This is a genomic window from Ruminococcus sp. AF31-8BH, from assembly GCF_003460605.1.
Taxonomy (GTDB): Bacteria; Bacillota; Clostridia; order Lachnospirales; family Lachnospiraceae; genus Blautia_A; species Blautia_A acetigignens.
The window spans coordinates 117,659-132,954 of the sequence record NZ_QTVN01000010.1; the positions used below are offsets into that span (position 1 = coordinate 117,659).

General features: G+C 47.6%; 13 protein-coding genes. 2 read left to right on the plus strand and 11 right to left on the minus strand.

Annotated elements, in window-relative coordinates; translation table 11 throughout:
- Positions 1-307: 307 nt before the first annotated feature.
- Entirely contained in the window at positions 308-1,495 is a 1,188-nt protein-coding gene (locus tag DWZ38_RS13635; protein WP_117853466.1) for a hypothetical protein, read from the plus strand.
- Positions 1,496-1,547: 52 nt separating this feature from the next.
- Here the strand turns inward: DWZ38_RS13635 and DWZ38_RS13640 are convergent, their stop codons facing one another.
- The 6 genes from DWZ38_RS13640 to DWZ38_RS13665 form a co-directional block, all read right to left on the minus strand.
- Positions 1,548-2,135 carry a DUF6553 family protein gene (locus tag DWZ38_RS13640; RefSeq protein ID WP_021925360.1) on the minus strand — a complete coding sequence of 196 codons (588 nt, stop codon included), beginning with the start codon at positions 2,133-2,135 and terminating at the stop codon, positions 1,548-1,550.
- Between the two features lie 11 nt (positions 2,136-2,146).
- A complete protein-coding gene (gene glf / locus DWZ38_RS13645; RefSeq protein WP_021925359.1) occupies positions 2,147-3,262 on the minus strand; it encodes a UDP-galactopyranose mutase in 1,116 nt (371 codons plus the stop codon).
- Positions 3,263-3,379: 117 nt separating this feature from the next.
- A complete protein-coding gene (gene putP / locus DWZ38_RS13650; protein ID WP_117853468.1) occupies positions 3,380-4,915 on the minus strand; it encodes a sodium/proline symporter PutP in 1,536 nt (511 codons plus the stop codon).
- 94 nt (positions 4,916-5,009) lie between these two features.
- Positions 5,010-5,555, minus strand: coding sequence for a DUF5662 family protein (locus DWZ38_RS13655; protein WP_021925357.1), 546 nt, complete (start codon positions 5,553-5,555; stop codon positions 5,010-5,012).
- A gap of 2 nt (positions 5,556-5,557) precedes the next feature.
- Positions 5,558-7,612: a Type II secretory pathway, pullulanase PulA and related glycosidase gene (locus tag DWZ38_RS13660; RefSeq protein WP_178105339.1), complete on the minus strand. Its 2,055-nt coding sequence runs from the start codon at positions 7,610-7,612 to the stop codon at positions 5,558-5,560.
- Between the two features lie 82 nt (positions 7,613-7,694).
- Complete coding sequence (locus DWZ38_RS13665; protein WP_021925355.1) at positions 7,695-8,450, minus strand: exodeoxyribonuclease III; 756 nt, start codon at positions 8,448-8,450, stop codon at positions 7,695-7,697.
- A 282-nt stretch (positions 8,451-8,732) separates the two neighbouring features.
- Here DWZ38_RS13665 and DWZ38_RS13670 point away from each other — a divergent pair, with 282 nt between their 5' ends.
- Entirely contained in the window at positions 8,733-9,128 is a 396-nt protein-coding gene (locus DWZ38_RS13670; RefSeq protein ID WP_021925354.1) for a DUF1292 domain-containing protein, read from the plus strand.
- Positions 9,129-9,281: 153 nt separating this feature from the next.
- Here the strand turns inward: DWZ38_RS13670 and DWZ38_RS13675 are convergent, their stop codons facing one another.
- From DWZ38_RS13675 to DWZ38_RS13695, 5 genes are all read right to left on the minus strand, one after another.
- Complete coding sequence (locus DWZ38_RS13675; RefSeq protein ID WP_021925353.1) at positions 9,282-9,794, minus strand: hypothetical protein; 513 nt, start codon at positions 9,792-9,794, stop codon at positions 9,282-9,284.
- Between the two features lie 202 nt (positions 9,795-9,996).
- A complete protein-coding gene (locus DWZ38_RS13680; protein ID WP_117853471.1) occupies positions 9,997-12,093 on the minus strand; it encodes a polyribonucleotide nucleotidyltransferase in 2,097 nt (698 codons plus the stop codon).
- Positions 12,094-12,255: 162 nt separating this feature from the next.
- Positions 12,256-12,522 carry a 30S ribosomal protein S15 gene (gene rpsO, locus DWZ38_RS13685; protein WP_117853474.1) on the minus strand — a complete coding sequence of 89 codons (267 nt, stop codon included), beginning with the start codon at positions 12,520-12,522 and terminating at the stop codon, positions 12,256-12,258.
- Between the two features lie 204 nt (positions 12,523-12,726).
- Positions 12,727-14,394, minus strand: a complete 1,668-nt coding sequence (locus DWZ38_RS13690; protein ID WP_021925748.1) for a Na/Pi cotransporter family protein — start codon at positions 14,392-14,394, stop codon at positions 12,727-12,729.
- Positions 14,394-15,296: a bifunctional riboflavin kinase/FAD synthetase gene (locus DWZ38_RS13695; protein ID WP_117853476.1), complete on the minus strand. Its 903-nt coding sequence runs from the start codon at positions 15,294-15,296 to the stop codon at positions 14,394-14,396. The genes DWZ38_RS13690 and DWZ38_RS13695 overlap by 1 nt, the downstream gene beginning before the upstream one ends.

Genomic DNA, 15,296 nt, shown 5'->3' on the forward strand with positions numbered 1-15,296 from the left:
CTCTTTTTCTTGTTCTGCAACTTTAGTTAGCTAATTCTAATACAGGCAGTAAAAAAAGGGGGGAACGAATCCCCTCTTTTTGCTTCCATTTGATTAGTCTTTCCTAACGTCAGTACATTATGTATAACATACAAATAGCTGGTTGTCAATCGACTTTTTTCACAGAATATGTTAAATAGCAAATCCCTTAAATTTACCTTGCCTGCCTGGAAATGCCTTTTTCTAAAAAATTATTGCATTTTCTATGATGTATCTTGTTGTATTTTCGAATTCATGGTAAAATAAAAGAAAAAAGGAGGCCGCACATATGTTTCTAAAGAAAACCCCAAAGCCAAAAGGCACTTATCTGGCCATCACAGAGTCCTATTATGATAAAGAGAAAAAAGCCACCAGACAAAAAACCATTATGGGCCTTGGTTATCTGGAGGAGCTTCGGAAGGAATTTCCAGATCCCATTGCCCACTTTGAAAAGGTTGTGGCAGACATGAACCAGGAACGGGAAGAGAAGAAGAATTCTGTGGTTTACGTAGACCTTACTGCTGCCCTCTCCCCAGGCGAGCGCACTTTGAAAAATGCAGGCTACGGCGTTTTGAAGCACATTTACAAGGAACTGCAGCTTGATATTTTCTGGCGCACCAAAACATGGAATCTCTCCCTTTCCTACAATATAGAAGAAATCTTCCGCCTGCTGATCATTTCCCAGATCCTCTATCCGCAGCTTCCATGGAAGGACGCCATAAATCAGGTGCCTTATTTCGAGAATCTGACGCCATTTCAGGAGGAAGACCTCTTAAAGGCACTCCAGCTCATCCAGAAATACCAAAGAGACATTCAGAAATGGCTGTATGACCATTCTGCCAATGTAATTTCCCGTAATTTCAGCAGAATACACCATGAAGAAGCAGATTATGCATTTTCACGCCAAACCGGCAGTGCTTCTGCGAGAAAATCAGTTTCCCGGCAAAGTGCCTCTGCCATCCACATGGAGTTTCTCACAGATCAGCAGGGAATTCCTCTTGCATATGACCTTTCTATCCGTGGTACTATGTTGAACCAGTCGATTTCCAACGCGGCAAGGCGCATCAGCCGGGATCATCTAAGTGGGCAGAGCCCTGAGGAATTTGTCTTCCGGCCATCCGTGGAAGATACCGCCTCAGAATTTTATACATACATGGAATCTGCCCTTGCCATTTCCAAAAGCACTATGCCGGCAGCTTCTTCTGAAGAGGTTGGACAGGCAGTCAGCGCCCAGGTTATCATCAGCTTTACTGCCTTTACCATTCTGCGCCTCCTTGAGGCAAAGTTGGATTTCACCTTTTCCAGGGATCAGATCATATCGTCCCTTCTGAACTACAACTGCATGCAGATCGCCGGCAACATTTATCAGTTCACCTACTATGATTCTCTTCTTGCAGCCTGCGAAGCCAGCCTTGGCCTGGAACTGCATAATAAATACCGCAGCCAGCTCCAGATCCGGAGACTGCTGCGGTATTAATCAGATACTTATTCATATTCAGATTCCTGCGGCATACAGATGCAGGAATCTTTCAGGCTCTCAGGCTTCCCTCTCCCGGGAAATGAAGCTCATACATCTCACGGGCAGCCCGTGTAATCATACCCAATTCTTCCTCCAGCTTCAGTGTCTGGGGAAGCTCCACTGCGGTGTGGTAAATGTCAGCTTTCAGCTTGTCCTTCGCCTGCTCGCTGCTCATCTTGAGAATACCGAACAACGTGCTGTTGTATGCCTTGTCAGACTCACTTAACTCCATATAAGTCTTCACCATATGGCAGCACTCCCGGTAAAGCATATCCTCGTAATCCTTGCCTTTGGCGCGGATCTCCTGAAATTTCATCTTATCCAGCTGCTTTAAGATCTCCTTGCGGCCGCCGCGCACGCCCATAAAACGCTTGGCGCTGTCCCGGTTAAACTCCATAAGCATCCACAGCGCGATCAGGCCGTCTGCACGGGTATCCCCTCCAAGCTCGGATTTGTCCTGATAACGGATGTCCCAAAGCTCCCTGCGGATCTTATTCAGCTCTGGCTCCTCTCCTGCCTCAATGGACATATTTAAAAGCGCCAGACGCTTCGCCGGGTCTGCTTCTCTGTAATATTGTGTGATAGTTGGGGTATCCATAATTCTCTCCTTTATGCCTCTTCGTAGGTCAGCTCTGTCTCAGCCATATTCAGAGCCTCCTCAATGACCTTATCCATGTCCATATAGCGGTACATGCCAAGGCGTCCGCCAAACAGCACATTCTTCTCTTCCAGTGCCAGGCGCTCATATTTATCAAACAGCTCGTCATTCTTGGGGTCGTTGATCGGATAATAAGGCTCCTTGCCCTTCTCCCATGCTGCCGGATATTCTCTGGTGATCACGGTCTTCGGCTGTGTGCCGAACTCAAAGTGCTTGTGCTCAATAATTCTGGTGTACGGCACCTCATAATCGGTATAATTCACAACCGCATTGCCCTGATAATTGCCCATATCCAGAACCTCGGTCTCAAAGCGCAGGGAACGGTATTCCAGCTCGCCATAGCAGTAGTTGTAGAACTCATCGATCATTCCGGTAAACAGGATCTTGTCTGCCTGTGCGCTAAGCTCTTCCCTGTTGTCAAAGAAATCGGTCTTTAAGCATACCTGTACGCCCTCAAGAAGCTTCTTGATAATGCGTGTGTATCCGCCCTTGGGGATACCCTGGTAAGGATCTTTGAAATAGTTGTTGTCATAGGTGTAGCGAAGCGGCAGTCTCTTAATGATAAATGCAGGAAGATCCTTGCACTCTCTTCCCCACTGCTTTCTTGTGTAGCCCTCTACCAGCTTCTCATACACATCCTGTCCTACCAGCGCCAGAGCCTGCTCCTCCAGGTTCTTCGGATGCGTGATGTGCATGCGGCTGATCTGCTCCTGGATCTTCGCCTTGGCCTGTGCAGGTGTCTTCACACCCCACAGCTGATGGAAGGTGTTCATGTTAAACGGAAGGTTATACAGCTCGTCCTTATACACTGCGATAGGTGAATTCACGAAATGGTTAAACTCTGTAAACTGGTTCACATAGTCCCAGATTTCCTTCTTGGAGGTGTGGAAAATATGTGCGCCGTATCTGTGCACCTGGATTCCCTCCACATCCTCTGTGTAAATGTTGCCTCCGATATGATCACGCTTGTCGATTACCAGACAGGTCTTTCCCTTTTTGGTGGCCTCATGGGCAAATACAGCTCCAAACAGTCCGGCTCCTACGATCAAATAGTCATATTTTTTCATCTTGTGTTGCCCCTTTCCGACTAAAGATAATATCATTATAACAAATTTTCAGAAAAAAAGGTAGCCCTTTACTGTCAGGACTACCTTTTTTTATAAAAGTTTTAGATTTGAACTTTATTATTTCGCAGCAACCTTATCAAACTCATCTGTAATTTCTTTGGAAGGCGCTTTTGTAAGAAGACTGACTATCACGATCACCACAAGGCTAAGAAGGAAACCTACTGCCAGAGAATAAAGCCCTGTATAGGTTCCAAGTGTCTGTCCACCCACCAGCGGGATATAGTCCCAGATGATAACGGTAAGACCGCCTGTCACCATTCCTGCAATGGCACCCTGAAGGTTGGTTCTTCTCCAGAACAGAGACATTACCACAATCGGTCCAAATGCGGCTCCAAGACCTGCCCATGCATTGGACACCAGTCCCATAATGCTGCTGTTAGGATCCCATGCGATTGCAAAAGCAATTATTGCGATCACAATAACCGTAATACGGCTTACCCTTAAAATCTCCTTAGAATCTGCATCCTTCTTGATAAAGTTATGATACAGATCCTCAGACACTGCAGACGCCGTTACCAGAAGCTGGGAATCTGCGGTAGACATAATTGCTGCCAGAATTCCGCAAAGGAACAGTCCGCCGATAAATGGCAGTGCCAGCTGAGAAGTAAATACCTTGCGAATCATTTCAATAAATACGCTTTCAGAAGAAGCAGCTCCATTTTCACCAAGAATGGTTGGAAGCAGGTAAGCTCTGCCGATGACCGCAATGGCAAATGCAGCTGTCAGAGAAAGTAAATCCCATATAATGGCGATCACCCAAGACTTCTTCAGCTCTTTCTCACTTCTGACTGCCATAAATCTTACCAGAACATGAGGCATTCCGCAGTATCCGAAGCCCCATGCCAGCTGGGAAAAGATTTCCACAAAGGTATATGGTCTGTCTCCATTTATAAAAGGATTCAGGTAAGCATTTGCGCCCCCAGTGACACCACTTTGTGTGATCAGATCTGTCAGATTGCCAGGAAGCAGGAAATATGCTACCAATGGTACGACCAGAAGGCCAATAAGCATCAGAGTACCCTGTACAAAGTCTGTGACGCACACTGCCATAAATCCTCCCATAAAGGTGTAGCAGAGGATAACTGCTGCTCCAATGGCAAGTGCCACATGGTAATCCAGTCCGAATACGGTGTTAAACAGTTTTCCGCCTGCTGCCAGGGCAGATGCTGTATATACCAGAAAAAAGACTACGATAACAATAGATGAGATCAGAAGCAGAATCTTTTTCTTATCACGGTACCGATTCTCAAAAAATGCCGGGATAGTCATGGAATTATTAGCCACGATGGTGTATTTACGAAGTCTTCCTGAAATGCATACCCAGTTCAGAACGGTGCCGATAAACAGTCCCACCGCAATCCAGATCTGCCCGGATCCCAGAGAATAAATTGCTCCCGGAAGCCCCATCAGAAGCCACCCGCTCATATCAGAGGCCTGTGCGGAAAGTGCTGCCACCCATCCGTTCAGTCCTCTTCCTCCAAGGAAATAATCCTCTGAGCTGGAGGTCTTTTTCATGTAAACCGCGCCAATGACGATCATCATTGCCAGGTAAAACACAAAAGCTGTCAAAATTATTGCTGTTGTAGTAACCACTTTTTCTCCTCCTCTGTTGCTGCTGTCTGCAGACAGCCAAATTACATATTTACTACTTTACCACAGAAGAGTATAAAAGCGCAAGCTATATTATTTATTTTTTTCCTTTTTTGAGATACACATTTTTGATGTACCACAGAGCCTTGTCTTCGCCCTTGTCAGAAAGGATGCGAAGAAGCCCTTCTAATTCCTTCTTTGTCTGGGGATGGACGAACCACAGCTTAGGCTTGCTTTTGAGGAAATATTCAAGCGGCTGGTGATTGTCATAGGCATCTCCAAGATAAGTTCTGGAGGCGCTGATCCGGTCCATCACCATCTCTGCCACATATCTGCGGGGCATCCTGGCCCCCATGATCACGTGCTCCGGATCGTTTATGGCATAGTCCACCCAATGCTCATAGTGGTGCTTGTTACGGCCCTTATGATGCAGCCACGCAGTGGACACGCCGATGTCCTCCCGCTCCGCGTTATTTGGGCTTCTTGTCCCCTGATAATATTTGCAGCCCACCAGGAACTCTGCCGGGGAATACTTGGAAAGGTCGTGAAGCAGTCCCTGCTTGTAAAGCCCGATGCGGAAGCAGTATCTCATGACCATAAGCTTATGCTTGGTAATTGTTTTAAAGTGAAGCCACGGATGCATCCTCATCCAGCCTCCTTTCCATTTACATTTTCAGCTGAATCTGCAGGCTTTTCTGGTTTCGCCTCATCTGCTGCCGGGATTTCCACACTTTCTTCTTTCACGAAATTCCCAGGCAGCGCTCCTTTTCCAGCATCTGATAATACCGGATTTTCGCTTTTCTTTCCTTTTCCCTTATGTTTCTTCTCCGGTTCCGGTTTCTTCACGCCCTGAAGCACCACCACAGTACGGGGGCCAATTTCCACGCTTCTTTCATAAACCTGGCCATTTTCCCCGTAAAAGCCATCGCAGGTCAGATCTCCGGTATCCATTACTTTCTTCCACTCCATTCCCTCCGGAAGATTGGGAAGGGCCATGCTTCTTGTCTCCCAGTGGAAATTAAAGCCTACATAGAGGAAGTCATCTCCAGTTCCATCTGCCTGCCGTGCATACTCCCCGCACAGCATCATGCCGATCATGCGGCTGGTGTTTTCCATATTGCAGAACCATGCCCGCTCACCGTGGAAGGACAGGTCCGGGAAACCTTTGCCCAGATAATCTGCCTCTTTCATGCTCTCGTTCATATGGAGAACCGGATGGGCTTTTCGAAGAGCCACTGTCTTTTTCACAAAGGCAAGCATGCTGGCATTTTTCCGAAGGCCCCGCCAGTCGATCCAGCCAATGGGATTGTCCTGGCAGTAGGCATTGTTATTGCCCTCCTGGGAATTGCCGATCTCGTCGCCGCCGTAAATCATGGGAACCCCCTGGGAAAACAGCAGCATTGCAAAGGCAGCCCGCATCTGGCGCTCCCGCATCTGACGGATCCACTGCTTCCGGCTTGGCCCTTCTATGCCGCAGTTCCAGGAATAATTATAGCTGCAGCCGTCGTTATTGCCCTCTCCGTTTGCCTCATTGTGCTTGTAATTATAGGAAACAAGGTCATTCAAAGTAAAACCGTCCTGGCAGGTAATGTAATTGATCACCCCGTGGTCATCCGGATTGTGACGGATCCGGTACTGCACCGCCGGGACCATATCCTCATCGCTTTTTAGGAATCTTCTCATATCCTGCAAAAAGCCCAGATTGTACTCTGCAAAGCAGCGTTTCTTCTGTTTCTGGTTCTTATAAAGAGTAGCTGTGTCCATTCCGTCTGCCAGAATTTTGGTTCCTGCAAGCAGGCCATCCTTCATGATCAGAGCAAGCGGTGCCCCCGCGCCTAACACATGGAAGCCGTCCACATGGTAATTCTGTTTCCAGAACTGCAGCGCCCGAAGAGCCATCAGAGGATTGGCCTCCGCCGGGAAATACATTTCCATCATACAGCTGATTCCCGCCTTATGGAAAGCCTTGATCATATCGCAGAATTCCCTGTGGGGATCTTTCATTGCGCAGTAAGAGCGCTTTGGCGCAAAATAGAGTCCATTTCCATAGCCCCAGTAGTTTACTTCATCCTTCTTGCCCTTTGTGGAAACCAGCCCCTCCGGCTCCTTTTGCCGGCTGATTTCCATAAATTCATAGGCAGGCATCAGCTCTACGGTGTTAATTCCAAGTTCCTGCCAGTATGGGATCATCTGGATCAGGCCTTCAAAGGTTCCCCGAAGCTTCGCAGGAAGCTTGGACTGCTTGGTATAACCCCGGACGTGGACCTTGTAAAGGATCATGTCCCCGAAATCCGTTTCCGGTGATTTCTCATCCTCCCAGTCGTACCCTTCCCCGGACCAGAATCCGCAGCGTACCTTGTGGGGATCGGTATCCCAGGGAGCCCCGAAGTGCTCTCTTCCGCTGATTCTGCTGGCACAGGGATCCAGGCAGATTTCCCCGTTGATCCTAAAATTGTATTCCAGGCTGTTTACATTTAATTTTTTCATAAAGACAGAAAAAATACGTCCTGTCCGGTATTTCTCATCCAGAAGAAGCTCGTAAAATGGCTCCTTTCCATTCTTTCTGTAAAGAAGCAAAAAGACCTTGGCGTCCTCATCTGCTTCCACTGCAAAATTATATCCATCGATCATCTGGCTTGCCCCAAGTAAAAGGGGAGAACCGGATGTTACAACCACGCTCTTATTTCCCGGTATTGCCACTTTTAATGCCCTCCTGTCTTTGTCTGATGTCCCGTCCCGGCTAAATGTTTCAGGCTTTTTTCCTGCCAGAGCTTGTTTGAATCTAAAATTTCAGATCCAGTTCCACCGGGCAATGATCAGATCCCATAATGTCGCTGTGGATCTTCGCATCTTCCAGCTTTTCTTTCAGCGATGGAGACGTAATAAAATAGTCGATTCTCCATCCGGCGTTCTTCTCCCTAGCCTTGAAACGATAAGACCACCAGGAATACGCGCCCTCCAGATCCGGGTAAAAATAGCGGAAGGTATCGATAAATCCAGCTTCCAGCACTTTGGTAAAGCAGGCACGCTCCTCGTCTGTGAAGCCGGCATTCATCCGATTGGTCTTGGGGTTCTTCAGGTCGATTTCCTGGTGTGCCACATTCATGTCCCCGCAGCAGATCACAGGCTTCTTCTCCTGCAGCTTCAGAAGATAGGCAAGGAAATCCCGCTCCCATTCCATGCGGTATTCCAGCCTGCGAAGCTCGGACTGGGAATTGGGCGTGTACACGGTCACCAGATAAAAATCCTCCATCTCGGCGGTGATCACACGGCCTTCCTTGTCATGCTCTTCTATTCCAAGTCCGTAGGTCACGGACAGCGGCTCCTTCTTCGTGAATACGGCGGTTCCGGAATAGCCTTTGCGGTTGGCATAGTTCCAGTACTGATGATAGCCCGGAAGTTCCAGCTTCACCTGATTCTCCTGGCATTTGGTCTCCTGCAGACAGAAAATATCTGCGTCCAGCTTTGCAAAGCTCTCCTCAAAGCCCTTGGTGATACATGCGCGGATTCCATTTACGTTCCATGATACAAGCTTCATGTTATTCTCCAATCTGTAAAAATTATGGTTATTGCTCACATATTTCACAATCACACTCTTTGTCCGTTATTGTCTGTGAACAATAATTATATTCTAACACTTTCTTCATTATAACACAGTTTTCCCTATTCACAAAACCTTATTTTTCTGGTACAATCTTAATATTCACGAATTGCCCTGCCCTAGAGCGTGTTTGAAAAAGGCTTTCTGCAGGAATGATTTTTCAAACAGGCTCTAAGGCGCCTTGGGCAGTTTGATCAAAAATAAAGCGAGGTATTTCAAATGAGTGATTTAGATGTGAATAATTCCTGCGGAAGCTGTGGAAGCAGCGCATCCTGCGGCGGTTCTGACTGCTCCACCTGCGGCGGCTGCAGCACAGATCCGAACCAGCACAGCACCATTACCCTGACCATGGAGGACGACACCGAGGTAGAATGCGCCATCCTGACCATTTTCCCGGTAGATGCCAAGGAGTATATTGCCCTTCTTCCACTTGATGAGAACGGACAGAACCACGACGGCGAGGTTTATCTGTATTCCTTCGCCCGCACCGAGACAGGCGCTCCTATGCTTTCCAATATCGAGAGCGACGAGGAGTACAATAAGGCTGCCATCGCATTTGACACAGTACTGCAGAATGCGAAAGAGGCAGAGGCTGCCGGAATACCGTTAGAGTAATTTCCCGGATTTTCTTTTTCAAAAATTTTTAAGCAATCAAAAAGCAGGCTCTGTGATTGATAACTCTTTCACATTGCCTGCTTTTATGGTTTATAATATTCGAAATCCGCTGATTTACTCACATTTCCCGCGGACTTTGCTCACTGATTTTTCTTACTTCGTAGTACTTCCGAATCCGCCGTTTCTCACATCTGTCACATCATCATCCACTGTGATTCCATACTCCACAAAGATTCCCTGCATGAATCCGGTGTCCGCCTTTAACTCCACCACCTTATTCTCATTGGTGTCATTGGTCAGCTTGGCGAAAATATGGCCTTCGTTGTCAGAATAGAAATAATCGCTGTCAATAATTCCAACGGTATTGTTCAGCTGCAGGCGGTATTTGAATCCAAGACCGCTTCTTGGATAGCATTTCAGCACCCACTCCTGATCCATCTCCACACGGATTCCTGTTGGGAACTTGACTGTCTCACCCGGCTTGATAGTAAAATCCACCGGGGAAAAGAAATCATAACCCGCACTTCCTGCTGTGGCACGTCTTGGCAGACGGATTCCCTCGTAAATCTTCTCTGCTTCCTCCACAGTGGCACCCTCAAAAGCATCCATCCAGTCTGCCACGAAGCGCTCTTTACTTACTTTATGAAATTTCCCGATTCTCTTCATAATTCCTCCTGTAAATCACATAATTCATGCTGTGCAGGCCCTATGCTGCACCTACCTTATTTCATTCAGTGCATGCCCTAAACGCGTTTTTATCTCTCGTATCAGGATGATGCCTACAAGATATAAAGAATGCCGGGCATTTTGTCCGGCATTCTAAAATTATCGCTGCTTAAAATTCTCTCAGCAATGTGAAATCTTATTCTTATTTGGCATCTGCCGGAACATCCTTGATGCTGAAGCTCATTCTTCCCATCTTGTCTTTTCCAAGGCAGATTACAGTCACTTTATCACCAAGTGTGAGAACATCCTCTACACGGTTGATTCTCTCCTTGCAGATCTTGGAAATGTGAACCATTCCCTCTTTGCCAGGTGCAAACTCAACAAATGCACCGAACTCTTTGATGCTTACAACCTGTCCGGTAAGGATCTGTCCCTGCTCGAAGTCAGAAGCGATGATCTCAACCATGCGCTTTGCTTCCTGCATATTCTTATCGTCTACACCGCAGATAGATACAGCACCCTCGTCTGTGATGTCGATCTTCACGCCTGTGCGCTCGATAATGGTGTTGATTGTCTTTCCTCTCTGACCAACCACATCACCGATCTTCTGAGGATCGATCTGGATCTGGATGATCTTCGGAGCAAATTTGCCAACAGAAGTACGAGGTGCAGGAATGCATTTCTCAATAACCTCATTGAGGATATACTCTCTTGCTTCCTTGGTACGTCTGATTGCTTCCTCTACGATCTGTCTTGTAAGACCGTGGATCTTAATATCCATCTGGATTGCAGTGATACCGTCATGAGTTCCGGCTACCTTGAAGTCCATGTCGCCGAAGAAGTCCTCAAGACCCTGGATATCGGTAAGAACGATATAGTCATCATCTGTATCACCTGTAACCAGACCGCAGGAAATACCTGCAACCGGTTTCTTGATCGGTACGCCGGCTGCCTCAAGGGACATAGTGGACGCACAGATACTTGCCTGGGAAGTAGATCCGTTGGACTCAAAAGTCTCGGATACTGTACGAATCGCATATGGGAATTCCTCTACGCTTGGAAGTACCGGAACAAGTGCTCTCTCAGCCAGTGCTCCATGTCCGATCTCACGGCGTCCCGGTCCTCTGGACGGCTTGGTCTCACCTACAGAGTAGGACGGGAAGTTGTAATGATGCATATATCTCTTGGTTGTCTCGAACTCGTCAAGTCCGTCAAGTCTCTGAGCCTCTGCAAGAGGTGCCAGAGTCGTGATGGTGCAGATTTGAGTCTGTCCACGGGTAAACATAGCAGAGCCATGTACTCTCGGAATGATGTCAACCTCTGCAGCCAGAGGACGGATCTGTGTGATGGCACGGCCGTCCGGACGCTTGTGATCCTTGAGGATCATCTTGCGAACGGTCTTTTTCTGATACTGGTAAACCGCCTCGCCAAGAACTGCAAGCCACTCTTCTTTTTCTGCGAAAGCCTCTTTCAGCTTGTCTGTGATCTGTGCGATGTTGTTCTCTCTTGTCTGCTTGTCATCGGAGAATACCGCAACCTCCATCTCTTCCGGAGGAACAATCTCTTTGATGGCGTCAAACAGCTCCTGCGGAACTGCGCAGGACTCATAGCTGTGCTTCTCTTTGCCGCACTCAGCAATGATCTGGTCGAAGAATTTGATGATTTCCTGGTTTACTTCGTGTGCCTTATAGATGGCTTCGATCATCTGATCCTCCGGAACCTCATTGGCACCAGCCTCGATCATGATAACCTTGTCTCTTGTGGAAGCAACGGTCAGCTGAAGGTCAGAAACATCCTTCTGTGCCAGTGTAGGGTTCACAATGAACTCTCCATTAATAAGACCGATCTGTGTAGTTGCGCATGGACCATCAAACGGAATATCGGAAATGCAGGTTGCAAGGGAAGAACCAAGCATAGCCGGGATCTCCGGATTGCACTCCGGATCAACGGACATAACCATGTCTACCAGTGTGACGTCATTTCTGTAATCCTTCGGGAACAGAGGACGCATCGGTCTGTCGATAACACGAGAGGTAAGGATCGCATGCTCGCTTGCCTTTCCCTCTCTCTTATTGAAACCGCCCGGGATCTTTCCTACGGCGTACATTTTCTCTTCATATTCAACGCTTAACGGGAAAAAGTCGATTCCCTCTCTTGGCTCCTTGGAAGCAGTTGCTGTAGCAAGTACGGTGGTATCACCATAATGCATCAGTGCTGCGCCATTGGCCTGTTTCGCAACACGTCCGATATCTACGGTAAGTGTTCTTCCAGCTAATTCCATGGAATAACTTTTGTACATGTCTTCTCTCCTTTTCAATATAAAATCTTCATCTGCCAGAACACAAGTCCGAAACGACTGAAAAACACACTTCAGACCAAATGTCCTTTTCAGAAGTCTCGGAAATTCTGGCTTTACATCTTAAAATGGGGCGGATGGAAATCCGCCCCTTCCGCATACTAATTATTTTCTTAAGCCTAATTTCTCAATCAGTGCACGGTATCTTTCGATGTCTGTTTTCTTTAAGTAAGCTAACAGTCCACGTCTCTGACCTACCATTTTCAGCAGACCACGTCTGGAATGATGATCCTTGTGGTTGTTCTGTAAATGCTCAGTAAGCTCCTGGATTCTTGCAGTAAGAACAGCTACCTGTACCTCTGGTGAACCAGTATCTCCCTCACATCTTGCATACTCTTTCATGATTGCTGCTTTCTTTTCTTTTGAAATCATTTTGATTTCCTCCTTATATTTTAGTGGTCTCCCATGCAGGTATTCCTGCGGGGACGTAATCGCCGCATATTAAGAGACGGTCGGAGTCTCCAACCCCTGAATATGGGCTGTTCTCTTGTATGGTGAACAAAAAAATTCCTGTTCACACCTTGCCTAGTATAGCATACCAAAAAACTTCTGTAAACCACTTTTTCACAAAATTACTCAGAAATCTTTCCAGCGGTCTTCCCGCTTCTCCTTCTGCCGTTCCACATGATCCTCATCCAAAAGGTAAAAGGCAATATTTGTGGCATGGTCTGAGACTCTTTCCAGGCCGGAAATAATATCCGAAAAGATCATTCCCGCCTCTGCCGTGCATTCTCCCCTTGTCAGACGCAGAACATGGGACTCCTGCAGATCCTTTTCCATCTGGTCCACCTGATCCTCCAGATCCAGAATATCCTGCATATGGGTCAGATTGTTATGTGCAAACATATCCAGTGAATAAGTCGTGACCTTAATAACCAGATCCAGCATGGCGGAAAGCTCTGCCCTTGCCTGGGGACTGAACTCAATTTTCTGATTCAGCCTCACTTTTGCCGCATCTGCAACGTTTTCCGCATGGTCTCCGATGCGCTCAATATCATTTACAATATGAAACAGGCCGCCAATGCTTTTGGCATCCTCTGCCGGAAGGGTGGTCTGGTTCACCTTGACCAGATAGCTGGTAATCTCATGGTTGAGAAAATCAATCTGCTTTTCCACCACATAAACTTCCCCGATATCCGCCTCGTCCAGGGTGATCAGGGCATTCATAGCGCGTTCCAGATTGGTAACGGCCAGCTGTCCCATGCGGCTCATCTCCTGAATAGCATCAAACACTGCCGTTGTGGGAGAATAAACGGATTTTTCCCCAATATACTGCAGGCAGAAGCCATCCTGGTTCTTTGTCTCTTCCTTTTTTACAAAGAAGCCGGTAAGCTTTACGATCTGTCTGGTAAAGGGTGCCAGCATCAGCACCTCCACGATCTTGATCAAGGTATGGGCATTTGCCACCTCACGTCCCGGATTGTGTCCGGAAATGGTTTCTATGAAATGAGTGATGGGCTCCAGCCCAATGGAAATCACCACATACATGATGGCAGTGCCGATGATATTAAAAAACAGATGGATCAGAGCTGCCCTCTTGGCATCCCGTTTCCCGCTAAGTCCCGCGATCAAGGCAGACACGCAGGCTCCAATGTTGCAGCCCAGGATAATAAAGAAGCAGATCCGCATATCCAGAAGTCCCTGGTTAGCAAGCAGCAGGATAATTCCCACAGTTGCAGAAGAGCTCTGCAGTACTGCAGTTACTGCCATGCCTGTAACAAGTGCCAGGGAATGGCTGTTCAGGGAACCCATGGCATTTACCACCTGCGGGGATTCCTTCAGAACACTCATGGCAGAGGACATGGAGGTAAGCCCCATGAACAAAATGCCAAAGCCCACCAGCACCTCGCCGGCTCTCTGAACCCTGGTCTTCCTGGAAAACATCAGCATGAAGATTCCTGCCATAATGATCACAGGCGCCAGCTCCGATAAGTTAAAGGCGATCAGCTGGGAGGTAATGGTCGTACCGATGTTGGCTCCCATAATCACGCCCGCAGCCTGATACAGGTTCATAAGCCCCGAGTTGACGAAGCTCACTGCCATAACCGTGGCTGCACTTGAGGACTGGATAATTGCGGTAAAAAAGGTTCCTACCAGGATCCCACGAAGGGGAGTCTTGGTAAAAAATTCCAGAATACTTCGCATTTTGGCTCCTGCGGCCTTTTCCAGGCTGTCGCTCATCAGGCGCATTCCATACAGGAAAAGTCCCAGTCCGCCCATTAATCCAAGTATGATTTCTGCCATTAATTATGATCTCCCTCATTAAAATAAGCCCTGCCATCTTCGGCATCTGCCAGAAGTCTGGCTTTTAACGCCTCGAGAGAGGAAAATTTCCTCTCAGGACGCAGGAACTTTTTAAAATCAACACGGCAGTTTTCTCCGTAGAGGTCTTCCTCGCAGTCAAAAAGATAAGTCTCCACACCAACAAAGCTCTCACCTACCGTAGGCTTATAGCCAATGTTGGTGATTCCGTGGTAAACCTTTTCCCCGAAATAGGAGCTTGTCACGTACACGCCGTTTGGCGGCAGGATCTTACTCTTTGGGGGAACAAGATTGGTGGTGGGAAGAAGGACTTTATGCCCCATCCCACGCCCGTGGACTACCTGGCCCTCCACAAAATAATCCGCTCCCATCAGAGAGCTTACTTTTTCCATATTTCCCTTTTTCAGTTCTTCCCTGATAAAGGTACTGCTGATTTTCCGGCGGCCGTCCATCTCCTTGGAGAGGATTTCCACCTGGAAGCCATATTTGCTTCCAAATTCTTCCAGAAGCTTTGGGGTGCCTTTGCGCTCAAAGCCGAAACGGTTGTCTTCCCCGACTACCACATAGGAAGCCCCCAGATCTCCCATCAAAATCTCTTTTATAAAATTCTCAGCCTTCATATGCCGGATCCTGTCATCCAGCTGACATTCCACCAGCACATCCACGCCAAGCTTTTCAAGAAGGGAAGCCCGCTCCGCACTGGTCAGGATCATGTTGCTGGAAGCATCGATGGCAAACAGGACTGCCTGCTCCCCAAGTGCCTTTCGCTCCTTGATCTTCTCTACCAGCTTGCGGTGCCCGCGGTGGATCCCGTCAAATTTTCCCATTGTTACTGCACAGTTGGCAAGTTTCGGAAACTCACCCTCTATCTTCAGGTATTCCAT

Bases quoted from the DNA above. Each gene is read 5' to 3' on its own strand.
- DWZ38_RS13635 (WP_117853466.1), top strand. From the start codon at position 308: ATGTTTCTAAAGAAAACCCCAAAGCCAAAAGGCACTTATCTGGCCATC.
- DWZ38_RS13640 (WP_021925360.1), bottom strand. From the start codon at position 2,135: ATGGATACCCCAACTATCACACAATATTACAGAGAAGCAGACCCGGCG.
- glf (WP_021925359.1), bottom strand. From the start codon at position 3,262: ATGAAAAAATATGACTATTTGATCGTAGGAGCCGGACTGTTTGGAGCT.
- DWZ38_RS13655 (WP_021925357.1), bottom strand. From the start codon at position 5,555: ATGCATCCGTGGCTTCACTTTAAAACAATTACCAAGCATAAGCTTATG.
- DWZ38_RS13665 (WP_021925355.1), bottom strand. From the start codon at position 8,450: ATGAAGCTTGTATCATGGAACGTAAATGGAATCCGCGCATGTATCACC.
- DWZ38_RS13670 (WP_021925354.1), top strand. From the start codon at position 8,733: ATGAGTGATTTAGATGTGAATAATTCCTGCGGAAGCTGTGGAAGCAGC.
- DWZ38_RS13675 (WP_021925353.1), bottom strand. From the start codon at position 9,794: ATGAAGAGAATCGGGAAATTTCATAAAGTAAGTAAAGAGCGCTTCGTG.
- DWZ38_RS13680 (WP_117853471.1), bottom strand. From the start codon at position 12,093: ATGTACAAAAGTTATTCCATGGAATTAGCTGGAAGAACACTTACCGTA.
- rpsO (WP_117853474.1), bottom strand. From the start codon at position 12,522: ATGATTTCAAAAGAAAAGAAAGCAGCAATCATGAAAGAGTATGCAAGA.
- DWZ38_RS13690 (WP_021925748.1), bottom strand. From the start codon at position 14,394: ATGGCAGAAATCATACTTGGATTAATGGGCGGACTGGGACTTTTCCTG.
- DWZ38_RS13695 (WP_117853476.1), bottom strand. From the start codon at position 15,296: ATGGAATACCTGAAGATAGAGGGTGAGTTTCCGAAACTTGCCAACTGT.